Origin of the sequence: Mesobacillus sp., assembly GCF_049588175.1 — a bacterium.
In the GTDB taxonomy this organism is placed as follows: domain Bacteria; phylum Bacillota; class Bacilli; order Bacillales; family Cytobacillaceae; genus Mesobacillus.
Window position 1 is genome coordinate 1 of record NZ_JBAVFI010000278.1, and the last position, 1,763, is coordinate 1,763.

Here is a 1,763-nt window from a genome sequence, read left to right on the forward strand (position 1 = left end):
GCCTATTACACCGGAATCCTGAACAAAAAATTCCAGGAGATCTATTTTGGGGAGCTATTTGATATGGGATTTTGCAGCTCTGTAGAAGTGGAGGAGCAAAGGGACGTACCCTTTGCTCCTTCAGAAAACTGGTGCTCAATACAGAATATTGAATAACGATGAAAAATACAATTAAGAAACAGAAGCATAAGGTGCGTCCCCATGCTTCTGCACATAACGAAATGTACAGGCTCCCACGTGCCCTTTCACCTTAAACCGTTCCGAGTATTTACGAACATTTGAAAAGGAATTAACATAGTGAAAGAGAATATTATTTTTTCCATAATAATGGCCAAGGTAACCGGGAGTTTCAAAAAAGGAAATTAGCAGGATGGCAGCAACAAGAAAAGACTGATCTGTATTCGGAAGGTAGTGAATAACAATGAACGATAAAAAAGTTGTTGTAAGCTGGAGCGGCGGAAAAGATTGCTGTCTTGCTTTATATCGAATGTTGCAAGAAAACAAGAATGTCGCTTGTTTAGTTTCTATGGTATCAGAAAATGATGCCCGGAATCATGCGCATGGAATAAGGTTAGAAATCTTGAAATTACAGGCTGAGGCATTGGGGATCCCTTTAGTTCTAGTGGATTCCGCAGGTGATTATGAATCGTCTCTAATAAAGGCACTTACTAAATTAAAAGAACAGCATGGTATTGAGGAGATTGCATTTGGCAGTTTATATGCCGATGAAGATCGAAAATGGAATGAGGAAGTAGCAAATAAAGCTGGGCTGGCTCCCCTATTTCCTGTATGGATTTCCCCTGAGGAATCATCAAAACTCCTGGATGAATTTATAACACTCGGTTTCTCCGCGGTGGTTTGTAGAGCTTCTGATAAAGATTTCGATTGTACTTGGGCCGGAAGAATGCTTGACAGCAAGTTTTTCGAAGACATCCATAACCACGATATTTGTGTAATGGGCGAATTCGGAGAATATCACACATTCGTATTAGACGGACCGATTTTTCAAAGGAAAGTGAGTTTAACAGAATCCAGAGTTATTTTGAATTCTGGACTTTGGTCATTAGATATTAGTCAGTGCCAATTAGTTGAGAAATGATGGCATTCCTCTATTGAATTGACTCCTAAAAATAACGGGCTCCAATTTAAAATTAAGGACGATTACAAGTTCCGCTTCCTCCACAACTTGATATCCTAATCAGCTCTTCCTTTTGTATTTCTTTATATGGGCTTTAATAGCCGAGAGTAAAAATACATTGAAAGATGATTCTATCCAAAAAGAACGGATATGGAAACATATATAATAAGAAATTTGGAACAATAATAGTAGGAATATTTATCTTAAAGGATGAATCAATGTGGACGGACGCCGAATTAAAGAATTCGATAAAATTGTGAAAATGGGAAAAGAAGGGCAAGAAGCATTAAATCATTACTGGCTGGATAACGCACTTTACACTTCGTTTGAATATTGGCTTATGGTTACGCTTCTTATTGCTCCTTTAATTATTCTGTTTTTCAAAATTGATAAAAGCAAACTGTTTTTCATGGGATTTTATGGTTATAGTATTCATATGCTTTTCGGTTATGTTGACTTGTACAATAAGAATTTGGGATTATTAAATTATCCTTTTCCTGTTATTCCAATGTTACCAGGGCTATCCCTTGATTCTAGTTTCGTTCCTGTAACGTTTATGCTCGTTTATCAATGGACATTAAATCATCAAAAAAACTACTATCTCTATATGGTGTTAACATCGGCC

At 37.0% G+C, this 1,763-nt stretch carries 2 protein-coding genes; both read left to right on the forward strand.

The window, feature by feature from the left end; genetic code table 11:
• Positions 1-421 precede the first annotated feature (421 nt).
• Complete coding sequence (locus tag WB217_RS06805) at positions 422-1,099, forward strand: diphthine--ammonia ligase (protein ID WP_423991868.1); 678 nt, start codon at positions 422-424, stop codon at positions 1,097-1,099.
• Positions 1,100-1,358: 259 nt separating this feature from the next.
• Positions 1,359-1,763, forward strand: a 405-nt coding sequence (locus WB217_RS06810; protein ID WP_423991870.1) for a hypothetical protein, incomplete at its 3' end; no start/stop codon positions are given.

Bases quoted from the DNA above. Each gene is read 5' to 3' on its own strand.
- WB217_RS06805 (WP_423991868.1), top strand. From the start codon at position 422: ATGAACGATAAAAAAGTTGTTGTAAGCTGGAGCGGCGGAAAAGATTGC.